Origin of the sequence: Streptomyces sp. NPDC026672 (assembly GCF_040638185.1) — a bacterium.
Lineage (GTDB): Bacteria > Actinomycetota > Actinomycetes > Streptomycetales > Streptomycetaceae > Streptomyces.
Genome location: NZ_JBEZXS010000018.1, coordinates 134,142 through 156,783, shown reverse-complemented (window position 1 = coordinate 156,783; position 22,642 = coordinate 134,142). Strand labels below are relative to the sequence as shown.

At 72.2% G+C, this 22,642-nt stretch carries 23 protein-coding genes; 12 read left to right on the top strand and 11 right to left on the bottom strand.

All coding sequences use genetic code 11. From position 1 onward, the window contains the following. Positions 1-25 precede the first annotated feature (25 nt). From AB0F77_RS22130 to AB0F77_RS22115, 4 genes are all read left to right on the top strand, one after another. Complete coding sequence (locus tag AB0F77_RS22130) at positions 26-499, top strand: DUF4913 domain-containing protein (protein ID WP_361951170.1); 474 nt, start codon at positions 26-28, stop codon at positions 497-499. 64 nt (positions 500-563) lie between these two features. Then, the gene (locus AB0F77_RS22125) at positions 564-1,295 is read left to right on the top strand and encodes a hypothetical protein (protein ID WP_361951167.1); all 732 of its coding nucleotides are present in this window, start codon (positions 564-566) and stop codon (positions 1,293-1,295) included. Positions 1,296-1,774: 479 nt separating this feature from the next. After that, entirely contained in the window at positions 1,775-3,127 is a 1,353-nt protein-coding gene (locus AB0F77_RS22120; RefSeq protein WP_361951165.1) for an amidohydrolase, read from the top strand. A 160-nt stretch (positions 3,128-3,287) separates the two neighbouring features. Continuing rightward, a complete protein-coding gene (locus AB0F77_RS22115) occupies positions 3,288-3,458 on the top strand; it encodes a hypothetical protein (RefSeq protein ID WP_361951162.1) in 171 nt (56 codons plus the stop codon). Between the two features lie 24 nt (positions 3,459-3,482). Here the strand turns inward: AB0F77_RS22115 and AB0F77_RS22110 are convergent, their stop codons facing one another. From AB0F77_RS22110 to AB0F77_RS22100, 3 genes are all read right to left on the bottom strand, one after another. Next, positions 3,483-5,411, bottom strand: a complete 1,929-nt coding sequence (locus AB0F77_RS22110) for an ABC transporter ATP-binding protein (RefSeq protein WP_361951202.1) — start codon at positions 5,409-5,411, stop codon at positions 3,483-3,485. A gap of 309 nt (positions 5,412-5,720) precedes the next feature. Then, on the bottom strand, positions 5,721-6,155 hold the full coding sequence (locus tag AB0F77_RS22105; RefSeq protein WP_361951160.1) for a hypothetical protein: 435 nt from the start codon (positions 6,153-6,155) through the stop codon (positions 5,721-5,723). Beyond that, positions 6,146-6,796 (bottom strand): ATP-binding protein, encoded by a 651-nt coding sequence (locus AB0F77_RS22100; protein ID WP_361951157.1) that lies wholly within the window; start codon positions 6,794-6,796, stop codon positions 6,146-6,148. Before AB0F77_RS22100 ends, AB0F77_RS22105 begins: the two co-directional genes overlap by 10 nt. A 255-nt stretch (positions 6,797-7,051) precedes the next feature. On the opposite strand from AB0F77_RS22100, the gene AB0F77_RS22095 reads away from it, so the two are divergent. Together AB0F77_RS22095 and AB0F77_RS22090 are read left to right on the top strand one after the other, a co-directional pair. Next, entirely contained in the window at positions 7,052-7,912 is an 861-nt protein-coding gene (locus AB0F77_RS22095; protein ID WP_361951154.1) for a helix-turn-helix transcriptional regulator, read from the top strand. Next, positions 7,913-8,188, top strand: a complete 276-nt coding sequence (locus tag AB0F77_RS22090) for a DUF397 domain-containing protein (protein ID WP_361951151.1) — start codon at positions 7,913-7,915, stop codon at positions 8,186-8,188. 202 nt (positions 8,189-8,390) lie between these two features. Here AB0F77_RS22090 and AB0F77_RS22085 read toward each other — a convergent pair whose 3' ends face one another. The 3 genes from AB0F77_RS22085 to AB0F77_RS22075 all read right to left on the bottom strand — a co-directional run bounded on the left by AB0F77_RS22085 (position 8,391) and on the right by AB0F77_RS22075 (position 11,326). Next, entirely contained in the window at positions 8,391-9,881 is a 1,491-nt protein-coding gene (locus tag AB0F77_RS22085; RefSeq protein WP_361951148.1) for a glutamate synthase subunit beta, read from the bottom strand. A 140-nt stretch (positions 9,882-10,021) separates the two neighbouring features. Then, complete coding sequence (locus AB0F77_RS22080) at positions 10,022-10,501, bottom strand: anthrone oxygenase family protein (RefSeq protein ID WP_361951199.1); 480 nt, start codon at positions 10,499-10,501, stop codon at positions 10,022-10,024. A gap of 123 nt (positions 10,502-10,624) precedes the next feature. Beyond that, complete coding sequence (locus AB0F77_RS22075; RefSeq protein WP_361951145.1) at positions 10,625-11,326, bottom strand: DUF2293 domain-containing protein; 702 nt, start codon at positions 11,324-11,326, stop codon at positions 10,625-10,627. Positions 11,327-11,576: 250 nt separating this feature from the next. On the opposite strand from AB0F77_RS22075, the gene AB0F77_RS22070 reads away from it, so the two are divergent. Together AB0F77_RS22070 and AB0F77_RS22065 are read left to right on the top strand one after the other, a co-directional pair. Next, positions 11,577-12,218, top strand: a complete 642-nt coding sequence (locus AB0F77_RS22070; RefSeq protein WP_361951142.1) for a uridine kinase — start codon at positions 11,577-11,579, stop codon at positions 12,216-12,218. Between the two features lie 113 nt (positions 12,219-12,331). Continuing rightward, positions 12,332-12,766, top strand: coding sequence for a CBS domain-containing protein (locus AB0F77_RS22065; RefSeq protein ID WP_361951139.1), 435 nt, complete (start codon positions 12,332-12,334; stop codon positions 12,764-12,766). A gap of 34 nt (positions 12,767-12,800) precedes the next feature. Here AB0F77_RS22065 and AB0F77_RS22060 read toward each other — a convergent pair whose 3' ends face one another. Further along, positions 12,801-13,928: a magnesium and cobalt transport protein CorA gene (locus tag AB0F77_RS22060; protein ID WP_361951136.1), complete on the bottom strand. Its 1,128-nt coding sequence runs from the start codon at positions 13,926-13,928 to the stop codon at positions 12,801-12,803. A 414-nt stretch (positions 13,929-14,342) separates the two neighbouring features. Between AB0F77_RS22060 and AB0F77_RS22055 the strand changes: the two genes are divergently transcribed. Next, complete coding sequence (locus AB0F77_RS22055; RefSeq protein WP_361951133.1) at positions 14,343-15,137, top strand: methyltransferase; 795 nt, start codon at positions 14,343-14,345, stop codon at positions 15,135-15,137. A 74-nt stretch (positions 15,138-15,211) separates the two neighbouring features. On the opposite strand, the gene AB0F77_RS22050 is transcribed toward AB0F77_RS22055, so the two are convergent. Together AB0F77_RS22050 and AB0F77_RS22045 are read right to left on the bottom strand one after the other, a co-directional pair. Beyond that, a complete protein-coding gene (locus tag AB0F77_RS22050) occupies positions 15,212-16,180 on the bottom strand; it encodes a sugar kinase (protein ID WP_361951130.1) in 969 nt (322 codons plus the stop codon). Next, complete coding sequence (locus tag AB0F77_RS22045; protein WP_361951127.1) at positions 16,177-17,085, bottom strand: pseudouridine-5'-phosphate glycosidase; 909 nt, start codon at positions 17,083-17,085, stop codon at positions 16,177-16,179. The genes AB0F77_RS22050 and AB0F77_RS22045 overlap by 4 nt, the downstream gene beginning before the upstream one ends. A 99-nt stretch (positions 17,086-17,184) precedes the next feature. On the opposite strand from AB0F77_RS22045, the gene AB0F77_RS22040 reads away from it, so the two are divergent. Further along, complete coding sequence (locus tag AB0F77_RS22040; protein ID WP_361951124.1) at positions 17,185-17,613, top strand: VOC family protein; 429 nt, start codon at positions 17,185-17,187, stop codon at positions 17,611-17,613. A gap of 9 nt (positions 17,614-17,622) precedes the next feature. Here the strand turns inward: AB0F77_RS22040 and AB0F77_RS22035 are convergent, their stop codons facing one another. Then, complete coding sequence (locus AB0F77_RS22035; protein WP_361951121.1) at positions 17,623-18,177, bottom strand: methylated-DNA--[protein]-cysteine S-methyltransferase; 555 nt, start codon at positions 18,175-18,177, stop codon at positions 17,623-17,625. Positions 18,178-18,258: 81 nt separating this feature from the next. After that, entirely contained in the window at positions 18,259-19,131 is an 873-nt protein-coding gene (locus AB0F77_RS22030) for a glycerophosphodiester phosphodiesterase family protein (RefSeq protein WP_361951118.1), read from the bottom strand. A gap of 279 nt (positions 19,132-19,410) precedes the next feature. Here AB0F77_RS22030 and AB0F77_RS22025 point away from each other — a divergent pair, with 279 nt between their 5' ends. Further along, positions 19,411-20,307 carry an MHYT domain-containing protein gene (locus AB0F77_RS22025; RefSeq protein WP_361951115.1) on the top strand — a complete coding sequence of 299 codons (897 nt, stop codon included), beginning with the start codon at positions 19,411-19,413 and terminating at the stop codon, positions 20,305-20,307. Positions 20,308-20,347: 40 nt separating this feature from the next. Next, entirely contained in the window at positions 20,348-22,495 is a 2,148-nt protein-coding gene (gene uvrB, locus AB0F77_RS22020) for an excinuclease ABC subunit UvrB (RefSeq protein ID WP_361951112.1), read from the top strand. The last annotated feature ends 147 nt before the right edge of the window (positions 22,496-22,642 follow it).

The window sequence follows — 22,642 nt, the reverse complement described above, 5'->3', positions numbered from 1 at the left end:
GAGCACGAGGAAGGGGTATGACGCCATGACATCACCACTCCACGACGAGGAGCGGGACGAGACGGCCGAGGAGGTCCGGCGGGACGCGGAGATCCGGCGGGACGAGGAGGGCGCCGCCCGCCCGGCGGAGCTGTTCTACCCGCACGTCGCCGAGTTCGTCGAGAACCGGTTCATCTACTTCGTTCCCCGTCCCACGCCCGAGTCCGGTCGGGTGTGGTGCCCCGAGTGGTACCGGCACCCCGAGGCGCTGTCCCGGCTGGACTCCGTGTGGCGTGCCTGGGAGGCGCTGCGCTGGGACGCGGGCCTCGGCATGTCGAACTGGTGGCTGCACCATGCCGACCCGCACGTACGCGCCCTGACGGACCCCGTCACCGGCCCGTTCGCCCGCTGCGTCGACGGCCACGAGGGCCACGATCCGCTGCCGATCGCCACGCCCCCGGAAGGGCTGTTCACCGACCAGCGGTCACCGGTCTCCAAGGACCCCTTCGCCCTCGACTGAGCCCGCCCGCACCCCTCGAATAATCCTTCGAGACAGGGCGGTTGCCGCTGCTACGGTCCTTCCCGTGGCGAAACTCAACCAGATCATCGCAGTCGAGAAGGGCATCAAGTCCAAGGCTCACCAGGACCTGACGGCGGCCCACCAGGGGCTGCAGAAGCCCGCGTTGCTGGCCGGCATCTCGCGGACGTACCAGCCGAAGGACGAGGAGGGCGAGCAGTTGCCGCCCGAGTCCACGCGGGTGCAGGTGAAGGCCGAGGACGTGCTGCGGGACACCGCGGCCACCCTGACCCGGCTGTTCGACGTGACCGCCACGAAGGACTGGGCCAACTGCACCGCGCGTGCCGACGTGACGGTGGACGGCCGGGTGCTCGTGGCCGGCGCCCCCGTGTCGTATCTGCTGTTCCTGGAGAAGCAGTTGGTCGACCTCAACGCCCTCGTGCGCCGACTGCCGGTCCTCGACGCCTCCGAGTCCTGGGCGCAGGACCCGTCCACCGACTCCTGGCGGACGGAGTCCGTGCGGACGCTGCGGACCAAGAAGGTGCCGCGCAACCACGTGAAGGCGGAGGCGACCGAGAAGCACCCGGCGCAGGTCGAGGTGTACTACGAGGACGTCCCCGTCGGCTCCTGGACGACCGTGAAGTTCTCCGGGGCACTGCCCGCCCGGCGCGTCAACGAACTCCTCGACCGCGTCGAGAGGTTGCAGCAGGCCGTGAAGTTCGCCCGGGAGGAGGCCAACGGCGCGGACGTCGTGGACCAGCGGGTCGGTGACGCCGTGTTCGGATACCTCTTCGGGTGACCTGACCCACCTGACCCACCTGACCCACCTGACCCACCTGACCCACCTGACTCCCCGGTCCTTGGTGACCGGGGTGCGCGAGGAGCGCAAGCTGAAGCTGAGGCTTGTCGTGACGCAGCGGCACCGGCGGAGCCGAACGGCTCCGGCGCTGCCGTACTGAATCTCAGACTCTTGCTCCAGACTCAGCATTCGCCGCCGATCGCCGGTACGACCGGGCCCGGGCCCCAGCGCGTCGAGATGCAGGTTCAAGTCCTGCCCGCGTAGCTCGATACGCGGTGGTCCAAAGGAAGGACGCGGCGAGTTCACGACTGACCCGGGTCCTCAACCGCGCCGGCGTGTGCACATGGCGGCACCCCGGGGCCCGGGGGCAGGCTACGCCCCCGGGCCCGCTCCTCTTTCCCGCCCCGGGCCCGCTTCCGTCTCCCCGGCCGCCTCCCCGACCGTTTCCCCATGACGCCGACGAGCCCTACGTTGGGGCGATGAGCCCCGCTCCCGCCGACCTCCTCATCACCGGGTGCACGGTCCTCGTGCACGACGACCAAGAGCGCATCGAGTTCCGCGACGACGCCGCGATCGTCGTACGGGACGGCGCCGTCGCGTCCGTGACCGCCGCCGCGGACGTACGGGACCTGCCCGCCGCCGAACGGATCGACGCCCGCGGACAGGTCGCGATGCCCGGCCTCGTCAACTGCCACACCCACGCCCCGATGGTCGCGCTGCGCGGCCTCGCCGAGGACCTGCCGACCGAGGCGTGGTTCAACGACGTCGTCTGGCCCGTCGAGACCAACCTCACCGAGAAGGACGTGGAGTTGGGCGCGCGCCTCGCCTGCGCCGAGATGATCCGCGCCGGCGTGACCTGCTTCGCCGACCACTACTTCGCCATGGACGCGGTGGCCGCCGTCGTCGCCGAGTGCGGCATCCGCGCCCATCTGGGGGAGGCGTACTTCTCCTCGCAGGGACGTCGGGGCCGGGAGAAGTCGGTGGAGTTCGCGCTCCGCCACCGGGGCGGCGCCGACGGCCGCATCACCACCGCCCTCGCCCCGCACGCCCCCTACACCGTCACCGACGACGACCTCACCGCCACCGCCGAACTCGCCCGTGAACACGGGCTGCCCGTCCACCTCCACGCCGCCGAGAACCGCGACCAGACCGACGCCAGCCTCGCCCGCCGCGGCCTCACCCCCGTCGAGGTCCTGGACCGCACCGGACTGCTCGACACCGACCTGCTCATCGCCCACGGCACCGGCATCGTCGACCGTGACCTCCCCCTCCTCGCCCGCACCGGCGGCCGTACGGCGGTGGCGACCGCGCCCCGCGGCTACCTCAAGTTCGGCTGGCCCACCACCACCCCGATCCGGGCCCTCACCGAGGCCGGGGTGCCCGTCGGCCTCGCCACGGACGGCGCCGCCTCCAACAACTCCCTGGACGTCTGGGAGTCGATGGCCCTGACCGCCCTGATCCAGAAGTCCACCGAGGGCGACCCGCGCTGGCTGACCGCACGCCAGGCCCTCCACCACGCGCACCTCCAGAGCGCGCGGGCCCTCGGCCTCGCCGACCGCATCGGCACCCTCGCCCCCGGCCACCGCGCCGACATCGTCCTCGTCGACCTCACCGCCCCGCACACCCGCCCCGTCCACGACCTCGCCGCCACCCTGGTGCACAGCGCCCGCTCCTCCGACGTCCGCACCACCGTCGTCGACGGCCGGGTCCTGATGCGTGACCGCGAACTGCTCACCCTCGATCTGCCGCCCGTGCTGGAGGAACTGGAGTCGCGCCTGCCCGCGCTCATCGACCGCGGACACGGCGGGCGCATCCAGGAGTACTCCACCTGAGCGTCGTGGACCGCCCGTACGACACGTGAAGTCAACGGACCCTCACCCTCCGCGCCGACCCGGTGTCGAGTACGTCTCAGTACGGTCACCGGGCGAGGTGATTTCCCTCTCCAGAGCGTTAACTCCTAGCAAGAACGACGCTTTCTGGAGGTGCAGGGTGGTGAACGGGCGAACAGTGCTCGAACGCTTTCCCGCCGGTGGCCCGCGCGGATCGTGGCCGGCCGAGGAGTTCGCGCACGCGCGACGTCTGGAGGGCCTGCCCGCCGAGGTCGTGATGGACCTGGCGACGGACACGTTCCTGGTGATCGTCCGCGGCGACCGGACGGAGTGACACCGTCGGCACGTACCCCGTGGCTCAGCCCGCCCTCGGCGCGGGCGCGGGTGCGGGCGTACGGGCCGGCTCGGGCTCGGGTTCGGGCCGCGGATCGGGCGCGGGAGCGGGCGCCTTCGTCGTGAACTGCTCCGCCTGGAGCGCGTACAGCTCCGCGTAGACCCCGCCGGTGGCCAGGAGCTCGTCCGGAGTGCCGGACTCCACCAGCCGGCCGTGCTCCAGCACGTGCACCAGGTCCGCGTGCCGCACCGACGCCAGCCGGTGAGTGATGAGGATCACGGTCTGCCCGCTGCCCGCCAGCGCGCGGATCTTCTCGAAGACCTCCAGCTCGGCGCGGGCGTCCAGCGCGGCGGTCGGCTCGTCCACGATCAGGACGCGCCCGCGCCGGTACGCGGCCCGTGCGATGCCCAGCCGCTGCCACTGGCCGCCGGACAGCTCGTGCCCGCCGCTGAAGTGCCGCGCCAGCAGCGTGTCCAGGCCGTGCGGCAGGTCCGCCACCACGTCCTCGGCGCCCGCCTCCGCGACCGACGCGGCCAGCCGTTCCTCGGTCATCGGCGCCGAGGACCGGCCCACGGCGACGTTGACGCGCGCGGTGAACGGCCAGCGCTTGAAGTCCTGCGCCACCATGGCGATCCGCTCCGCCAGCGCGTGCCGGTCCGCGGTCGCCGTGTCGACGCCACCCCACAGGATGCGGCCCCGATCGGGTGTGTAGAGCCCCGCGAGCAGCTTCACCAGGGTCGTCTTGCCCGAGCCGTTCTCACCCACCAGGGCCACGATCCGGCCGAGCGGCACGGTGAGCGTGACGTCGTCGAGCGCCGGACGCGTGGCCTCGCCCGGATAGCCGAACGTGACGTTCTCGAACCGGATCTCCTTCGGGTCCTCCGGCAGCGGCTGCCCGCCGACCGGGATCGCCCGCTCGGCCGCCTCCACGTACAGCCGCTGGAGGTCCCCCACGAACAGGGCCTCCTCGTGCAACTGGTTGACCTCCAGGACCAGCGTGTCCAGGCTGGCGGACCCGGTGCGGATCGCGATGACCGCCGTACCCGCCACGGACAGCGCCATCGCCCCGGACAGCAGCAGACCGCCCAGCGTGGCGTACGTCGCCACGGTCGCGAGCCCCGTCCAGGCCGCCGCGATCAGACCGGTGCGCGCCGCGAGCCGGGACAGCCGGGCCTGCTCCGCCTCCGCCGTCTCCGACATCGCCCGGAAGTGCCGCAGCAGGAACGGTCCGACGCCGTGCACCCGGATCTCCGGGGCGGCCTCGGGCTCGGTGAGCAGACTGCTGATCAGATGCCCGGCGCGGGCGTGCTGCACCCACGTGTGGAACGACTCGTAGCGGCGCCGCGCGTTGGTCAGGGCGCCCCAGGCGCTGGGCAGGGTCATGGTCACCAGCAGCGGCAGCAGCGCCGGATGCAGCACGGTCAGCACACCGGCCGCGGCGACCAGCGAGATCACGGCGTTCACCACCCGCGTCCCGTACACGATCATGCGACGGGCGGACTGGGCCCCGTACTGCGCTGTGTCCAGCAGCTTGTGGAAGGCGTGGTCCTCGATCGCGGCCAGCTCCACGGCGGCCGCCCGCTCCAGGTACAGCTCGGTCGCGACCCGCTCCACCTTGGGTTCGAGCCGGCCGGTCGCGTACGTCGACGCGGCCCGCAGCAGCGCGCTCAGCAGCATGACGGCGGCCATCGCGGCCAGCGCGGGCGCGGCGCCGCGCAGCCGGTCCTCGATCGTGCCGCCGCCGATCAGCCGCCCCAGCACGCTGTTGACGGCGAGCAGGCTCACGGCCTGGGCCGCGCCCCGGCCCGCCTCGGCGAGCAGTACGGTCCGCGCGGCCCGCGCGTCGGCCTGCCGGGCCAGCCGGAAGCTCGCGGCCAGCATGCCGGGCAGCCGGGTGACCATCGCGCGAAAGTCCAGCTCCAGGAAGGCGTCCCGGTGCTGGTTCCACCCCATGTCGTACCGCAGGGGCCCGCCGAAGAGCAGCCGCTCCGACTCGGACACCTCGGGCGTGACCCGACCGCGTTTCTTCCCCACGCCGACCTCCCCCGGAGACATACGAAGGGTCACTATCGCGGGAGCGAAGGCCCCGGGGCAGGGCGCGCACGGAGGCGTAGGAGGCGGCGGGGCGCACGACCCTCCGGGCCCGGACGGCGGACGACTCCACCTCGTCCCGCCGTGGGGAGCGCTGTGGTGGCCGTCGCGGGGGGCGTCATGGAGACCGCCGTGGAGGTCACCGGCAGCCCCGTCCGAGCCCCGCGGGGATCACGCGCTGATGGGGCGTGACCAGTCCGGTGTCGTCCCCGTCGCCCGGCACAGCGCCAGGTACAGGGGGATCGGCGGGGTGTAGGGAACCGTGCCCTCCGGCCGGTTGATGAGGCGGGCGACGGCGGGTACTGGGGCGCCGGGGGCGTAGTGGGCCGGGGCCGGCCACGGCAGGGCGTAGTCCGAGTCGGACGGCACGATCCACCACCAGTGCGACGCGTCGGCGTACACACACCCCACGCGCGGCAACCGCGGCAGCAGCAGTGGTCCGAAGCGCGCGGGCATCGCCACGGCGTCGCAGCCCAGCGGCGCCGTCATGCCCTCGGGCAGTCGCAGGGAACCCGTCGTGCGCGGGGTGCGCCGGCCGCGCTGCATCTGCACCAACGTGTCCAGCCCCAGTGCGTGGCCGGAACCGTGAACGCCGCTCACAGCCATTCGGGCCTCACCGGGTGCCACGTCGTGTCCTCGGCCAGCGGGCCCCGCTGCCGTTGCACCCGTTCGTCCTCACCCGTGCCGCGCGACTGCCCCGGCTGCGGGCGTGCGCCCCAGCCCAGGTCGTTGCGCGGCTCCTCGGCGTCCCCGGCCGCATCGCCCTGGCGCGGCAGCTCCGCCCAGACCAGCAGACCGGGACCGTGCTCCTGCGCACCCCACGCGTCACACAGGGCGTCGACGAGGAGCAACCCCCTCCCGTGCTCCTCCTCGGGCTGCGTCGGAGACGGATGGGGCTCACCCGGAGCACAGCCCTCGTCACGCACGGCTATGCGCACCACGTCGTCGTGGTCGTGCAGTTCGCACACCACACGGCTGCTCGCCGTGTGCACGATCGCGTTGGTGACCAGCTCGGACATGACCAGAGCGGCGGTGTCACAGGTGTCCGCGCACACCGCCCAGCCGGTCAACCGGGCACGCGTCAGGCGTCTTGCCTGCGCGGGAGAACCCGGATGTGCGGCCAGCTCGAACCGGAACCGGCGCGCGGGACTGCTCCCACCAGGGGAGACTCCCGCAGCGGCACCGAGACCGGGGCGGTCTGCGGCGGCGTCTGTTCCTAAGGGCGCGGACGGAATCACGCTTGCCACTATCGCCCCGCCGTGAACACTTGGCAAGTGGCACTCTGAAAATTGCAGAGTGCTGTGTGACGCGGTCGGACGCCGTGGCACACTGCTCGCAACAGCATGTGCAGCGGCGCCACTTGAAGGATTCGAAGACCGATCGGTCTTCGAATGCACCTTCGAATGGCGCCGTAGGGCTGTCAGGATTCGGACAGCGTTCGGTCACCATGTGGTCGCTCTACGCCGTTCTTCTGTCCGGGATTCCCTCGTGGAGGTGAGAGCGTGAGCGAGCCGCGGTCCGCGCCGACCGTGGGCCAGGTGGTCCTCGGCCGACGCCTGCTGGACCTGCGGGAACGCGCCGGGATCAAGCGCGAGGAAGCGGCGCGCGTCCTCCGGGTCGCCCCCGCCACCGTCCGCCGCATGGAGACGGCCGAGGTCTCCCTCAAGATCCCGTACCTCCAGCTGCTCCTGAGGGCCTACGGCGTCGCCGACGACGAGGCCGAACTCTTCGTCCAGCTCGCCGAGGACGCCAACAGGCCCGGCTGGTGGCAGCGCTACCACGACATCCTGCCCGGCTGGTTCTCGATGTACGTCAGCCTGGAGGGCGCCGCCGCGCTGATCCGGTCCTACGAACCGCACTTCGTGCCCGGCCTGCTCCAGACCGAGGGCTACGCGCGTGGCGTCCTGAAGTCCGGCGCCGTCGGCCAGACCAGCCCCGAGGACATCGAGCGCCACGTCCAGCTGCGCATGCAGCGCCAGGACCTGCTCACCCGGCCCGACGCACCCCGCTTCTGGGCCGTCATGGACGAGACCGCCCTGCGCCGCCCGGTCGGCGGACCGGAGGTGATGCGCGAGCAGATCGACAAGCTGCTCGACGCCACGAAGCTGCCCAACGTGACCCTCCAGGTCGCCCCGTTCGCCGACGGGCCGCACCCGGGCACGTACGGGCCCTTCGTGCTGTTCCGATTTGCCATGTCAGAACTGCCGGACATGGTCTACAGCGAGTACCTGACCGGCGCCGTCTATCTCGACGCGCGCTCGGAGGTGGCGACCCACCTCGAGGTCATGGACCGCATGGCGGCCCAGGCCGCTACGGCACATCGCACGAAGGAGATCCTCCGGGATCTCCGCAAGGAGTTGTGAATGGATCGCATCAAGTCCCAGCCCAAGCCGATGCTCCGCGCCCAGCGGATCTACAACGGCATGCCGGCGCGCGAGCTGGGCAGCGAGGGCTGGCACAAGCCGTGGAGCGGCGGCAACGGGGGCAACTGCCTGGAGGCGATGAAGCTGGCCGACGGCCGCATCGCCGTCCGCCAGTCGACCGACCCCGACGGCCCGGCGCTGATCTACACCTCGGCCGAGATGACGGCCTTCATCGAAGGAGCGAAGGCGGGGGAGGCCGACTTCCTGCTGTCCTGAACCACCGGTCCGTTGATGTTGCTTCTCACGCACCTTCCCTAAACTGGCACCGACTTTGAGCACCTACTGACACCTACCGACACCACGGGACGGAACACCCGGCCCGTCCCACGCCACCGCCGACTTCGCCCCCAAGGAGTCGGCGGCGGCCACACCCGACCCGACCCCGAACCCCGACCCGACCGCGAGCACCCCCTTCGTCTCACACCCTCATCGGCCGGTCGTACGGCGTGATCGGCGCCGGCAACTGCGAGTCGCCGCCCGTCAGCCGCCGATCGACCGCCGCCGCCACCGCCCGGCCCTCCGCGATCGCCCAGACGATCAACGACTGCCCCCGCGCGGCGTCCCCCGCGGCGAACACCCCCGGCACGTTCGTGGCGAACTCCCCGTCCCGCTCGATCGTCCCGCGCGGCCGCATCGCCACCCCCAACTGCTCGATCAGCCCGTCCCCGAGGTCCGGCCCGGAGAACCCCAGCGCGAGCAGCACGAGGTCGGCCGGCAACGACCGCCCGGTCCCCGGCAGCGCCCGCCGCCGCTCGTCCACCTCGACCAGGTGCAACGACCGCACGTGCCCGGCCGCGTCCCCCACGAACCGCAGCGTCGACGCCGCGAACAGCCGCGCGTCCGCGTCCGCCGCCGGCGCCGTCCGCAGCTCCCCCGCCTCCTCGTGCGCCGCCGACAGCCGGTAGACCTTCGGATACGTCGGCCACGGCTCGACATCGTCGTCCCGCTCGGCCCCCGGCTGCGCGTAGATGTCCAACTGGGTCACGGACGCCGCCCCCTCCCGCACCGCCGTCCCCAGACAGTCCGCCCCCGTGTCACCGCCGCCCACGATGACGACGTGCTTCCCCGCCGCCGACATCGGCGAGACCTCCAGATCCCCCTCGCACACCCGGTTCGCCAGCGGCAGATACTCCATCGCCTGCTCGATCCCGGCCAACTCCCGTCCCGGCACCGGAAGTTCCCGCCACGCCGTCGCCCCCGTGGCGATCACCACGGCGTCGTACCGCGTCCGCAGCTCCTCCGCCCCCACGTCCCGCCCCACCACCGTCGACGTACGGAACTTCGTCCCCTCCGCCCGCATCTGCCCGAGCCGCCGCTCCAGATGGCGCTTCTCCATCTTGAACGCGGGGATGCCGTACCGCATCAGCCCGCCGAGCCGGTCGTCCCTCTCGTACACCGCCACCGTGTGCCCGGCCCGCGTCAGCTGCTGCGCCGCGGCCAGCCCGGTGGGCCCCGAACCGATCACCGCGACCGTGCGCCCCGACAGCCGCTCCGGCGGCCTCGGCGGCGCGAGACCGTCCTCCCACGCCCGGTCGGCGATCGCGCACTCGACGTTCTTGATCGTCACCGCCGGCTGGTTGATGGCCAGCACACACCCCGCCTCGCACGGCGCCGGACACAACCGCCCCGTGAACTCCGGGAAGTTGTTCGTCGCGTGCAGCCGGTCGCTCGCCGCCCGCCAGTCCTCGCGCGACACCAGGTCGTTCCACTCGGGGATCAGATTGCCCAGCGGACAGGCCTCGTGGCAGAAGGGGACACCGCAGTCCATGCAGCGGTCCGCCTGCGCGCCGACGATGGGCAGCAGCGCCCCGGGGACGTACACCTCGGCCCAGTCCCGCACCCGCTCCTCGACGGGCCGCCGCGGCCACTCCTGGCGCGGGGTGGTCATGAAACCCTTGGGATCGGCCATGGTCGACTTCCTCGCGTGCGCGCACCCCCGACCGCGCGCCGTGCGCCACCGGGCGGCACCTCCTTCGACCATACGTCGCCCGGACACCGTCCGCAGAGCGGCGGACCGCCCCCTCCCGGGCCCAACGCCCGGGCCGTCCCTCAGGTGAGCGCCAGCACGTACACCACCGCCGCGGCGGCCGAGGCGAGCGTGCGGACGTGGTTCCACGTCGTCCACTCGCGCACATACGTCGGCCAGTACGCCGCGGCCTCCGGCGTACCCGGCTCCCACCGCGCCAGGGCCTCGTTGCGCGGCACGTTCGCCACCAGCGTCAGCCCGAACGAACCGAACAGGTACAGCGCGCTGCCCAGCAGCAACTCCACCTTCCCGTCGTCCGGCCACAGCACGAACGTCACCACGGCGATCATCGCGCACAGCACCGCCGACCCGGCGAACACCAGCATGAACGCCGGTGTCACGGCGGCCACGTTGATCGCGTTCATCGCCGCGACACCCTGCGCGGGCGGCAGTGCCGCGAGCCCCCGCATCACGAACGTCGAGAACCCGCAGAACACCCCCGCCACCAGTCCCGTCCCGAGCACCCCGAGCACGACCAGCACGAAGTACGGCCCGTCGATCATGTCCACCTTCACTCCCGCCTCGCCCGCCGCCACCGTCACCCCAAGTGCCTTCCCGCCCGAGCCCCCCTGCCAAGACCCGGCCCGGCACAAAGATCCGGCCCCGCTCCCCGCCCCGCCTCCTTCTCAGCCGGCCCGCTCCGGCACCGCCGACCGCCACTCCCGCAGCACCGTCTCCACCCCCGCCGCGATCCGCCGCCGCGCCTCGAACCGGGGCACCCCCCTCATCAGCAACTCGTCGTACGGCGTGTCCATGTGCCGCACCGCGGCCACCACCGCGTACGTCACCGCCCCCTCCGCCAGCGCCCGCCCCGCCGCGCTGCGCCCCACCCGCCCGCTGCCCCGCACCGCCGCGTGCGCCGCGACCGCCCGCGCCCGCTCGGCCGGGCAGCCGGGGAACAGCCGCAGGATCTCCGCCGTGAACGCCTCCACGAAGCGGGCGTCCTCCGCCGCCCTGCGCCGCGCGTCCCGTGCCCGGCGCCGCCGCCGTGCCTCCGCGTCGGCCAGACACCGCGCCTCGGCCCGGGCCAGGGCGTCCTCCTCGACCAGGACGCCCTGCCGTTCGTAGCGGCTCCTGCGCCGGTTGAACCGCACGACCACGGCCGACAACGTGCTCTCCTCCCGCGACCTGCGCGTCAGCGCCGTGTCGCCGCGCGGCAGGAACACGAGGTGACCGAGATCGGCGCAGTCCAGACAGCGGGGTGCACCGTCCTCGACGAACAGCAACGACAGCGGCCCGCCCCGGCACGCGGCGCACCGCCGCCGACGCCGCGCCGCCTGAACCACCACAAGCCCACCGGAAGAAGGGGGAGTCGCAAGCCGAGCCACACCCGCTTCCTTCCCCCGCGCACCCCTTCTCTCCCCACCGACATCGACACCGACATCGACACCGACATCGACACTGACACCGACACTGACACTGACACCGACACTGACACCGACACTGACACCGACCGGCCGACGCCGGATCGACAACCCGCGCCATGGCCATCCCCTCTCCGCTCATCCTCCGCCCGCCTCCTCCCTCGTGATCACCGGCCCGTGCCCGCCCCCGGCCCTTCCGCACCCGCGCGGCATCATGGGAGCCGTGCGACTCGAAGCGATCACCTGGGAGCGGCTGGCCGACGCGCTGGCCGAGCGGCTGCTCGACCTGAAACCGGAGGACGGCGGCGCCCGGCCCCGCGTCGCCTTCGACGGCGCCCCCGCCGCCCGCCCCGGTGACCTCGCCGAACGTGTCGCAGAGGCGCTGCGCCTACGCGGCCGGCCCTCCCTGGTCGTCGGTGCCGAGGGCTTCCTGCGCCCCGCCTCGCTCCGGCTGGAACACGGACGGCACGACGTGGAGTCGTACTACAGCGGCTGGTTCGACACCCCCGCCCTGTGGCGCGAGGTCTTCGGTCCGCTCGAACCCGGCGCCGACGGCCGTGTCCTGCCCGACCTCTGGGACCCGGTCGCCGACCGCGCCACCCGCAGCGACTACGTCCAACTCCCGCCCGGCGGCCTCCTCCTGCTGCACGGCCCCCTCCTCCTGAGGCACTGGTTCCCCTTCGACCTCAGCGTCCACCTCCTCCTCTCACCCGGCGCCCTGCGCCGCCGCACGCCCGACACCGACCACTGGACCCTCCCCGCCTTCGAGCGCTACGAGGCCGAGACCGACCCCGCCACCACGGCCGACGTCCTGGTCCGCGCCGACGATCCGCGCCACCCGGCCTGGAACGGCTGACTCCGGGGCCCCGCCGGGGTGCACACCCCCGTCCCCGCGCGGGAGAATGAAGTCCGCCGGGACAGCGGCGCGTTCCGCGCCGCGCCGGCCCGTCCGGCCACGGGAGGTACCTCATGACCACCGCCGGAGACATCATGCACCGCGGCGCCCAGTGGATCCCCGCCCACGAGACCCTGGACCGCGCCGCCCAGCTGATGCGCGAGCTCAACGTGGGAGCCCTGCCCATCAGCGACGAGAACGAACGGCTCTGCGGCATCCTCACCGACCGCGACATCGTCGTCGGCTGTGTGGCCGTGGGGCACGACCCGTCGCGGATCACCGCCGGCGACCTCGCCCAGGGCACACCCCGCTGGATCGACGCGGGCGCCGACGTCGACGAGGTCCTGCGGGAGATGCGGGAGCACCAGATCCGCCGGCTGCCCGTGATCGAGGACAAGCGCCTGGTCGGCATGATCAGCGAGGCCGACCTCGCCCAGCACCTGGGCGAGGACCAGATCGCCGCCTTCGCCGAGAGCGTCTACGCCAGGACGTCCCCGGCCACCCACTGACCGCCGTCCGCACCGGGCCCGGCGCCCGCCCCGGTCACAGCCAGCCGTTGCGCCGGAACCCCCGGTACAGGACCAGACACGCCACGGAGATCACCCCGATCACCAGCGGATAGCCGAACCGCCAGTGCAGCTCCGGCATGTGATCGAAGTTCATGCCGTAGACCCCGCACACCATCGTCGGCACGGCGATCACCGCCGCCCACGCGGTGATCTTCCGCATGTCCTCGTTCTGTGCGACGGTCACCTGCGCCAGGTGCGCCTGGAGGATCGAGTTGAGCAGTTCGTCGAAGGAGGCGATCTGCTCCTTGGCGCGCATCAGGTGGTCGAGGACGTCCCGGAAGTACGCCTGTATCTCCGGGTCCACCACCCGTATCGGCCGCGTGGCGAGATCCTCTATCGGCCGGGCGAGCGGCACCACCGCCCGCTTCAGCTCCAGGAGTTCCCGCTTCAGCTGGTAGATCCGGCCGGGGTCGGCGCGCGCCCCGTTCTCCGCGAACACATCGGTCTCGACCTGGTCGATGTCCGCCTGCACCGCGTCCGTGACGTTCAGATAGTCGTCCACCACATGGTCCGCCAGCGCGTGCAGCACCGCCGCCGGCCCCTTGGTCAACTGCTTCGGATCGGACTCCAGCTCCTCGCGCAGCGGACCGAGCGAGCCGTGCCGTCCGTGCCGCACTGTGATCACGAAGTCCTCACCCACGAACGCCATGATCTCGCCGGTGTCCACGACCTCGCTCGTCGCCGTCAACTGCTCGTGCTCGACGTAGCAGACCGTCTTGAACACCGCGAACAGCGTCTCCCCGTACCGCTCCAGCTTCGGGCGCTGATGTGCCTCGACCGCGTCCTCGACCGCCAGCGGATGCAGGTCGAACAACTCGGCGATGCCCGCGAACTCACGGTCCGTCGGCTCGTGCAGCCCCAGCCAGACGAAGCCGTCCCCGTGCTTGCGCACCTGTTCCACGGTGTCCACCAGATCGCTGCCGCCGGGGACCCGGACCCCGTCCCGGTAGGTCACGCAGTTGACCACCGAGGAACCCAGTGGCGAGCGGGCGGGATGGCTCAGGTCGACCCGGGGCCGCCGCCGCGCCAGCCGCGCCACTCTGCGCAGCCCGCCGACCCTGCCGAGCCCGCGGACCTTCCGCAGATTCCCTGCCATGGACATCTGGTTCTCCTCGCGCCGTACCATTTGCGCCTCGACCGGAAGTCTGCCAGTCCCGGCCGAATCGCGGGGGAGCCTGTGGGAACGGGGAGTTCCGCTTTGTTCCCGCCTGTGGACACGGTGCCGAGCCGCCGCGACACCGCGTCGAGCCCACCGTGGACACGGTGCCGCGCCCGCCGAGGGCGCCCTGCCGAGCCCGCCACGGACACCTTGACGTACCGGCGTCGGCCGCCGCGTCCCTCCCGACTGTCCACCAGCCTGCCCGGCGGCCAGCCGCCCACCCGTCATGGCCCACCCGTCATGGCCCACCCGTCATGGCCCACCCGTCATGGCCTACCCATCACGGCCTCCCCGTCACGGCGGAGCGCCGGAGCGTCGACTGACCCGGACAAGGACGGCAACTGGGATGATCGTCGCATGACGCGATCCGACGGATACCTCCTCGACAACCGGCAGACCGAGGCGGGCCAACGCTTTGACGCCTTCGCCACCCTCTTCGACCCGACCACGTTCCGGCACCTCGAAGCGCTCGGCACCGGCCCGGGCTGGCGCTGCTGGGAGGTCGGCGCCGGCGGCACCTCCGTCGTGTCCTGGCTGGCCAAGAAGGTCGGCCCGACCGGCAAGGTCCTGGCGACCGACATCAACACCTCGCTGCTCACCCCGGTCGCGCGCACACCGGTCGAGGTACGCGTCCACGACGTCGGCGAGGAGGAGCCGCCCGCGGAGGGCTTCGACCTGGTGCACGCCCGGCTCGTCCTCGTCCATGTCCCCGACCGGGACCGGGCGTTGCACTCGATGATCAAGGCGCTGCGGCCCGGCGGCCGACTCCTGGTCGAGGACGCCGACCCCGCCCTCCAGCCGCTGCTCTGCCCCGACGAGAGCGGCCCCGAGCAGCGGCTCGCCAACCGGCTGCGGCAGGGCTTCCGCGCCCTGCTCGCCGACCGGGGCGCCGATCTGTCCTACGGCCGCAAACTCCCGCGCCTGCTCCGTGAGGCGGGACTGCGCCGCGTCGAGGCCGACGCGTACTTCCCGGTCGCTTCACCCGCCTGCACCGCGCTGGAGACCGCGACCGTCCTCCAGATCCGCGACCGGCTCGTCACCGCCGGCCTCGCCACCGACGAGGAGATCGACCGGCACCTGGCCAATGTCGCCGGCGGCGGCATGGACCTCGCCACCGCCCCGATGATCTCCGCCTGGGGGCGCAAGGCATGACCGGCGGACCCGAGCCGTCCGCCGGTGCCCTCGTCCCGTGGGCGCCGGTTCCTCGCCCTTCAGACGCCGGTGCCTCAACCCACGGGTGAACGGGCGTCCCGTCCCGCTTCGGCGGAGCCCGGTGGCCGGGCACCCACCCGCTGCACCGCCAACGCCCCCGCCCGGCACCCCTCCCGCGCCGCGGCCACGGGCTCGGCACCGGAGAGCAGCGCGGCGAGGAACGCCCCGGTGAACGCGTCACCGGCCCCCGTCGTGTCCCGCGCGGCCGCCACCACGGCGGGGACCCGGACCGGCACCGTACCGGGCCGCGCCACCAACGCGCCCTTCGTGCCCAGCTTCACCACCACCAGCGGAACCCGGCGGTTCAGCCGGGCCGCCGCCTCAGCGGGATCGGACACCCCCGTCAGCAGGCACGCCTCGTCCCGGCTCGGCAGCAGCACGTCCAGCCCGTCCGCCAGGTCCGGGAAACGCTCCACCCCCAGCTCGCGGAGGAACCCCGCCGACGCCGGGTCCAGGCTCACCGGCACCCCACGCGCGCGGGCCGCCGCCAGGGCGACCCCGGCGAAGGCCCGGCCGGACTCCGCGAACAGCAGATAGCCCGACAGATGCAGCCGGGCGACACCGTCGAGCAACGCGTCCGACCAGTCGGCCGGTTCGAGCCGCAGCGAGGCGCCGCTGTCCGTCAGGAACGTGCGCTCGGCCGAGTCCTCCGTGTCCACGAGGGAGATCACCGTCCCGGTCGCGGCCGTCGCGTCGACCACGAGCCGGGGACGCACCCCGGCCGCCACCAGCTCCCGTTCGTGCCACGCCGCGGAGTCCGCGCCCACCCGCCCCAGCAGCCGTACGTCCGCGCACCCCGCGTGGGCGGCCCAGCACGCCACATTGGCGCCGGCACCGCCGGGCCGCGTCCGGATCACGGCGGCCGTGTCGGTGCCGGCCGACAGCGCTCCCCGGTGCCGGGCCACGACATCGGTGATGACGTCCCCGACGACCAGCAGCGCCCCCGCCGACCGTGATGCCGTCCCCTCCGGCCGTGTCGTCACCCCCGGGACCACGCCGCCGCGATCCGCGCCGCCAGCCGCACATTGCCGCGCACCGCGGCCAGATTGGCGCTCAGCGACGCCCCGTCGGTGTGCCGGACCAGGTAGTCCAGCAGGAACGGCGTCACGGCCTGGCCGGTGACACCCTCCTCCCCGCAGGCACGCAGCGCGTCGGCCAGCACGCGCGCGTGCAGCTCCGGATCGAGCTGCTCCGCCTCGGGAACGGGATTGGCGACGATCAGCGCCGACGCGGGGACGTCCAGCGCGTCCTGTGCCCGCATGACCTCCGCCGCCTCCTCGGGACTCTCCAGCGTCCAGTCGACCGGATGCCCGGAGTCGGACAGGTAGAAGCCGGGGAACCGGTCCGTGCCGTATCCGGCGACGGCCACGCCCAGCGTCTCCAGCCGTTGCAGCGTCGCCGGCACGTCCAGGATGGACTTCACCCCCGCGCACACCACCGTGATCCGCGTCCGGGCCAGCAGCCCCAGGTCGGCCGACTCGTCCTGCACGACCGTCCACTCCCGGTGCACACCGCCGAGCCCGCCCGTGGCGAACACCCGCACGCCCGCCAGCGCCGCCAGCAGCGCCGTCGCCGACACCGTGGTCGCCCCGCTCGCCCCCGCCGCCACCGCGAGCGGCAGGTCCCGGTGCCCCAGCTTGCGGATCCCGTCCTCGTTGGCGATCCGCTCCAACTGCTGCTTGTCCAGGCCCACATGGGGTGTGCCGTCCAGCACCGCGATCGTGGCGGGCACGGCACCCTCACGGCGTACGACGTCCTCCAGCTCCCGTGCCACCTGGAGGTTGCGCGGACGAGGCAGCCCGTGCGCGATGATCGTGGACTCCAGGGCCACCACGGGCCGACGCGCGGCGATCGCCTCGCGCACTTCCTCCGACACCACTAGCACCACGAGCCTGCCTCCTGTCAGTCGGTCCTCCCTCATCTCTGGCGGGCCGTCCGGCCTGCTAAACGCTTGCGGGCCACGCGGACCGCGACCAGCCTGGGCACCATGAGGAACACCACGACCCGACTCGACCACGTCGTCCTCTGGGTGCGCGATCCGGTCGCGGCGGCCGGGTTCTACGAGCGGGCGGTCGGGCTGGAACCCCTGAGGGTCGCCGAATACACCGCCGGGACCGTCTCCTTCCCGTCAGTGCGCGTCAACGACGAGACCATCCTCGACCTGACGCCCCTCACCCTGGCCGACGACATGAGGATGCTCCCCGGCTCGGCCGAGAGCGCGGGCCACCCCGTGAACCACGTCTGCCTCGCCCTGCCGGGCGACCGCTTCGACGCCCTACGGGCCCGCCTGGGCGGACAGGGCGTGCCCATGTCCGGGATCACCCACGACTCGTACGGCGCCCGCGGCAACGCGACCCGCAGCTTCTACTTCCGCGACCCGGACGGCAACGTCCTCGAAGCACGGCACTACGACTGACCGCCCGCGTCAGAACAGCGGCTCGGGCAGCACACCCTCCAGGGCCAGCAGCTTCCGCTTGGTCTCCAGGCCGCCCCCGAACCCGCCGATGCCGCCGTCGCGCTCCACGACCCGGTGGCAGGGCACCACGACCGGCAGCGGATTCGCCCCCATGGCCGCGCCCACCGCCTGCGCCGCCCCGGGCTGGCCGACCCGCCCGGCCAGGTCCCCGTACCCCACGACCTGGCCGTAGGGCACGCCGGAGGCCAGCTCGCGCAGCACCTCCCGGTTGAAGCCGGAGATCAGCGACCAGTCCAGGGGCAGTTCGAAATCGTGCCGCCTGCCCGCGAAGTACGCCTCGACCTGGCGTATCGCCTCGGTCAGCACGGGTGAGCCGGGGGCCTCGACGGGTTCCGTGCCCAGCCGGGCCGCAAGGCGCTCCAGCGCGCGGTCGCGCACCGCGTCCGTGGCGTGGAAGACGACGTTGACCAGGCCGTCGCGGGTCGCGGCCAGCAGCAGCGGACCGATGTCGCTCTCCACGACGGTCCACACGACCCGCTGCTCGTACCGCCCATGGCTGTCCATGCGCCCCACCGTACGGCCCGCCACTGACAACGCCCGCCCGCGACCGGTCCGGCCGCCGGGGGAGCGGCGCCCGGCTCCCGCTCAGGAGGCCTGCAGCGCGTCCCGCACCACGTCCGGCTGGTTGGTGATGATGCCGTCGACCCCGTACCCGGCCAGCCTGCGGGCGGTGGCCGCGTCGTCCACGGTCCAGGCGAACAGCCGCATCGGCCTGCCGTGCGGCCCGTCCAGCGCCCGCACCGCGGTGACGTAGTCCGGCGAGACGGTCTTGTACGAGGGGTTGATCAGGTCGGCGAACCCCGCGTAGGCGCGCAGGTCCGCCACCGGGGGCGTGCCCAGGAAACCCGTCGTGACGGCCGGCTTCAGCCTGTGGACGGTCCGCAGGCTGTCCGCGCCGAAGCTCTGCACGATCAGCCGGTTCCCGTGGTCCCGGTCCAGCCAGCCCTCATTGCTCAGCAGCTTGAGGGCCTGCCGCTCGACTCCCGGGTACAGCTCGGGGTTCTTCAGCTCAAGGAGCAGTTTCTCGTGGTGGTGCTCGACCCGGCGCAGGTACTCCTTGAGCGTCGGCACGCGCGTGCCCGCGTACGCGTGGCCGAACCACGTGCCCGCGTCGAGCCGGGCGATCTCTGCCGCGGTGAAGTCCTTCACATTCCAGGGAGACCGTCCCGGGAAGACCTCCTCGGCGTCGGTGGTGCGCGCGAGGGTGGCGTCGTGGATGACGACCAGTTCACCGTCCTTGGTGCGCTGGACGTCGTTCTCCACCCAGGGCAGACCCCGGCGGGCCGCCTCGTCGACGGCCGGCAGCGTGTTCTCCGGCGCGTGGGCGCAGGCCCCCCGGTGGGCGACGATCGTGGGCGGCACCAAGGTGTCGCCGGCCCGTGCGGTGCCGACGGGGGCCAGCAGGGTGACCGTTCCCAGGAACGCCGTGGTCGTGGCGGCGACTGCGCGCGCGTGCATGCGTACTCCTCATGCCGGCCGAATACGGACAGCACCAGAGTGACAGCAGAGAGTCATCGGTAAACGTGTGCAGGATGGCCACAGATTGAATGGGGTTGCCCAATTGCGCTCACTGGTGCCGCACAAGTGGGGCAAGGCCGTGTTTCTTTGCCGGATAATCGTTCGACCATTCCGGTGGGGGTCATACTCTCTGCGACAACCCTGACCGCCCGAGCGGTCCTGGGACGGGGGCGCACAACAGGAATTTCCGGGACGCAACAGGGTGAGGGGCAGCCGCGTATGCAGGGCACGGTCGACGGATTCGACTACGGGGCAGTCACCCCGTTGGTGGCCTTTCTGATGGCCTGCCTCGGCGGCGCCCTCGGCCTGCGATGCACGACGAGAGCCCTGCTGCTGCCCCACGCGCGGAGACCCGTCTGGCTCGCCCTCGGGGCCGGCGCGATCGGCTCCGGGATCTGGACCATGCACCTGGTCGCCATGATGGGCTTCACCGTCGAGGGCGCCCCGATCCACTACGACAAGGCCATCACCTACGCGAGCCTCGGCCTCGCGATCGTCATGGTGGGCGTCGGCATCTTCATCGTCGGCTACCGGGGCGCCACGGGACCCGCCCTGTTCACCGGCGGCACGGTCACCGGCCTGGGCATCGCCTCGATGCACTACCTCGGCATGGCGGGCATGAGCCTCGACGGAACGTTCACCTACAACACGCTCACCGTCGCCGCCTCGGTCGTCATCGCCGTCGTGGCCGCCACCACCGCCCTGTGGGCGGCCGGACGGGGCGGGGGCCTCCTTTGGAGCGTCGGCGCGAGCCTCCTCATGGGCCTCGCCGTCAGCGGCATGCACTTCACCGGCATGGCCGCCCTCACCGTCCACGTCCACGGCGCCCCCGCGGCCACCGGCACCGCGCCGACGTCCCTCCTCGCCCCCATGCTGATCGGCCCCGTCGCCTTCCTCCTCCTCGCGGCCGTCGTCGTGATCCTCGACCCGCTGATGGTCGCGGGCCGTCCCGTCCGCGCGCGGGTCGAGCGGCAGCCGGGCGTCCCCGCCCGCCCGTCCGCTCCCTCCTCCTACGCGGACCGCATCCCGCATCCGCGTTCCGGGGAGCGCGAAGCGGTCCGGCACCCGGCCCGGCAGACCGGCCACCGCACCGCACGGACCCCGCAGAACCGCTGACCGGGACCCGTTGTCAGTGCGGGGTCGTACGGTGGATGGCATGCGGCCCGTTTCCCAGATCGAACGCACGGTGGCGCCCTTCGAGGTCGTCAGTCCCTACCAGCCCAACGGCGACCAGCCGGCGGCCATCGCCGAGCTGGCCAAGCGTGTCGAGGCCGGTGAAAGGGACGTCGTCCTGCTCGGCGCGACCGGCACCGGCAAGTCCGCCACCACGGCGTGGATGATCGAAAAGCTCCAGCGCCCCACGCTCGTGATGGCACCGAACAAGACGCTGGCCGCCCAGCTGGCGAACGAGTTCCGCGAGCTGCTCCCGAACAACGCCGTCGAGTACTTCGTCTCGTACTACGACTACTACCAGCCCGAGGCGTACGTCCCGCAGTCGGACACCTACATCGAGAAGGACTCCTCGATCAACGAGGAGGTCGAGCGGCTGCGCCACTCCGCCACCAACTCGCTGCTCACCCGGCGCGACGTCGTCGTGGTCGCCTCCGTCTCCTGCATCTACGGCCTCGGCACACCGCAGGAGTACGTGGACCGGATGGTCCCCCTCCGCGTGGGTGACGAGATCGACCGGGACGAGATGCTGCGCCGCTTCGTCGACATCCAGTACACGCGCAACGACCTGGCGTTCACGCGCGGCACCTTCCGGGTGCGCGGCGACACCGTCGAGATCTTCCCGGTCTACGAGGAGCTCGCCGTCCGCATCGAGATGTTCGGCGACGAGATCGAGGCACTGTCCACGCTGCACCCGCTCACCGGCGAGATCATCAGCGACGACCAGCAGCTGTACGTCTTCCCCGCCTCGCACTACGTCGCCGGCCCCGAGCGCATGGAGCGGGCCGTCAACGACATCGAGAAGGAGCTGGGGGAGCGCCTGGCCGAACTGGAGAAGCAGGGCAAGCTCCTGGAGGTCCAGCGCCTGCGCATGCGCACCACCTACGACATCGAGATGCTCCGCCAGATCGGCAGCTGCTCCGGCGTCGAGAACTACTCGATGCACTTCGACGGCCGGCTGCCCGGCTCCCCGCCCAACACCCTGCTCGACTACTTCCCCGACGACTTCCTGCTCGTCATCGACGAGTCGCACAACACGGTCCCGCAGATCGGCGCCATGTACGAGGGCGACGCCTCCCGCAAGCGCACCCTCGTCGACCACGGCTTCCGGCTGCCCTCCGCCCTGGACAACCGCCCCCTGAAGTGGGAGGAGTTCCAGGAGCGGATCGGCCAGACGGTCTACCTGTCCGCGACCCCCGGCAAGTACGAACTGTCCCGCGCGGACGGCGTCGTCGAACAGATCATCCGCCCCACCGGCCTCATCGACCCCGAGGTCGTGGTCAAGCCCACCGAGGGCCAGATCGACGACCTGGTGCACGAGATCCGCAAGCGCACCGAGAAGGACGAACGCGTCCTGGTCACCACCCTCACCAAGAAGATGGCCGAGGACCTCACCGACTACTTCCTGGAACTCGGCATCCAGGTGCGCTACCTCCACAGCGACGTCGACACCCTGCGCCGCGTCGAGCTGCTGCGCGAGCTGCGCTCCGGCGAGTTCGACGTCCTGGTCGGCATCAACCTCCTGCGCGAGGGCCTCGACCTGCCCGAGGTGTCCCTGGTGGCGATCCTCGACGCCGACAAGGAGGGCTTCCTGCGCTCCGGCACCTCCCTGATCCAGACCATCGGCCGCGCCGCGCGCAACGTCTCCGGCCAGGTCCATATGTACGCCGACAAGATCACCCCGGCGATGGAGCGGGCCATCGACGAGACCAACCGCCGCCGGGAGAAGCAGGTCGCCTACAACAGGGCCAACGGCATCGACCCGCAGCCGCTGCGTAAGAAGATCAACGACATCGTCGCGCAGATCGCCCGCGAGGAGGTCGACACCGAGCAGCTGCTCGGCTCCGGCTACCGCAAGTCGAAGGACGGCCGGGGCGCCAAGGCCCCCGTCCCCTCGCTCGGCGACAAGGCGGCCAAGGGCGCGAAGGCCGGCAAGGCCGCCAAGGGCAAGGCGAAGGACGCGGTGCCCACGGACCGGCCCGCGACCGAACTCGCCGAGCAGATCGAGGAGATGACGGAGCGTATGCGCGCGGCCGCCGCTGACCTCCAGTTCGAGATCGCGGCCCGGCTGCGTGACGAGGTCTCCGAGATGAAGAAGGAGCTGCGCCAGATGAGGGAGGCGGGCCTGAGCTGACCCGTGCGCTCCCGGCCGAAACTCCGCCCGTGCGCGGAGTGTTGCAACACCGACACAAAGCGCGGGTGGGGGTTCGGCACTGTCGGCGCCGGTGCATAGGGTTCTGGACAACCGCGCACTGTGCGGCAACAGGGGACAGCAGAGAGG

Bases quoted from the DNA above. Each gene is read 5' to 3' on its own strand.
- AB0F77_RS22130 (WP_361951170.1), top strand. From the start codon at position 26: ATGACATCACCACTCCACGACGAGGAGCGGGACGAGACGGCCGAGGAG.
- AB0F77_RS22120 (WP_361951165.1), top strand. From the start codon at position 1,775: ATGAGCCCCGCTCCCGCCGACCTCCTCATCACCGGGTGCACGGTCCTC.
- AB0F77_RS22110 (WP_361951202.1), bottom strand. From the start codon at position 5,411: ATGGGGTGGAACCAGCACCGGGACGCCTTCCTGGAGCTGGACTTTCGC.
- AB0F77_RS22105 (WP_361951160.1), bottom strand. From the start codon at position 6,155: ATGGCTGTGAGCGGCGTTCACGGTTCCGGCCACGCACTGGGGCTGGAC.
- AB0F77_RS22090 (WP_361951151.1), top strand. From the start codon at position 7,913: ATGGATCGCATCAAGTCCCAGCCCAAGCCGATGCTCCGCGCCCAGCGG.
- AB0F77_RS22085 (WP_361951148.1), bottom strand. From the start codon at position 9,881: ATGGCCGATCCCAAGGGTTTCATGACCACCCCGCGCCAGGAGTGGCCG.
- AB0F77_RS22080 (WP_361951199.1), bottom strand. From the start codon at position 10,501: ATGATCGACGGGCCGTACTTCGTGCTGGTCGTGCTCGGGGTGCTCGGG.
- AB0F77_RS22070 (WP_361951142.1), top strand. From the start codon at position 11,577: ATGGGAGCCGTGCGACTCGAAGCGATCACCTGGGAGCGGCTGGCCGAC.
- AB0F77_RS22065 (WP_361951139.1), top strand. From the start codon at position 12,332: ATGACCACCGCCGGAGACATCATGCACCGCGGCGCCCAGTGGATCCCC.
- AB0F77_RS22060 (WP_361951136.1), bottom strand. From the start codon at position 13,928: ATGTCCATGGCAGGGAATCTGCGGAAGGTCCGCGGGCTCGGCAGGGTC.
- AB0F77_RS22055 (WP_361951133.1), top strand. From the start codon at position 14,343: ATGACGCGATCCGACGGATACCTCCTCGACAACCGGCAGACCGAGGCG.
- AB0F77_RS22040 (WP_361951124.1), top strand. From the start codon at position 17,185: ATGAGGAACACCACGACCCGACTCGACCACGTCGTCCTCTGGGTGCGC.
- AB0F77_RS22035 (WP_361951121.1), bottom strand. From the start codon at position 18,177: ATGGACAGCCATGGGCGGTACGAGCAGCGGGTCGTGTGGACCGTCGTG.
- AB0F77_RS22030 (WP_361951118.1), bottom strand. From the start codon at position 19,131: ATGCACGCGCGCGCAGTCGCCGCCACGACCACGGCGTTCCTGGGAACG.
- AB0F77_RS22025 (WP_361951115.1), top strand. From the start codon at position 19,411: ATGCAGGGCACGGTCGACGGATTCGACTACGGGGCAGTCACCCCGTTG.
- uvrB (WP_361951112.1), top strand. From the start codon at position 20,348: ATGCGGCCCGTTTCCCAGATCGAACGCACGGTGGCGCCCTTCGAGGTC.